Source organism: Paenibacillus sp. OT2-17, assembly GCF_009827695.1.
GTDB classification, from domain to species: domain Bacteria; phylum Bacillota; class Bacilli; order Paenibacillales; family Paenibacillaceae; genus Paenibacillus; species Paenibacillus polymyxa_B.
Genome location: NZ_WUDQ01001015.1, coordinates 1 through 650 on the forward strand (window position 1 = coordinate 1; position 650 = coordinate 650).

A 650-nucleotide genomic window follows, 5' to 3' on the forward strand; every position below is an offset into this window, starting at 1 on the left:
GCCATACTTTTCCGCTAGAATCTGTAAATCAACCGTTTCATCGAGCGTTTTCTCCTCTGAGGCCATGTTCAAGCTCTCCTTGTCTCGCTTGGCCTGTCCCCGGTAAAGCTGTGCAATACTCTGTCTTCCTCCAATAAAGCCCCGCAACTTGCTTCTAAGTTCCTCCACTGATTCAACGACCACAGCGAGGCGCTCTTCCATCGCCTCACGTCCTGTCTGCAAGGTATAAGCCACATTCACCAAATCGTGATCGGAAAACTCATTCCGATCCATTACAGTAGCCAATTGGCTTACCTGCTCCTTCAATGCTCCATCACTTTTTGCCGACAGAACTATGACGACCGGTCTTGGAGGAGTAAAGGTATTTTGAAAGTCATCCTGTTCCGCAGGGAGGTATTCCTCAAGGACGATATGAGCATTAGCCCCACCGGCTCCAAAGGAAGATATCCCGGCGATCCTCGGGTATTCCCGTTGCTCGCCGTCCTCCTCCACTATCGGACGCTCCCATTCAGAAAGCCCCTGTTGGACTTCAAATGGCGTTTTGGAAAAGTTTATATTAGGGTTCAGTTTTTGGGAATGCAGGCTAGGGGCAATTTTCCGGTTTTTCATTTGCAAGATGATTTTAGCGATGCCTGCAATCCCTGCGGCCG

General features: G+C 49.7%; 1 protein-coding gene. It reads right to left on the bottom strand.

What is annotated here, in order from left to right:
* The coding region (locus tag GRP75_RS28790) for a KS-MAT linker domain-containing protein (protein WP_272917261.1) at positions 1–609 on the bottom strand (609 nt) is incomplete at its 3' end.
* Positions 610–650 lie beyond the last annotated feature (41 nt).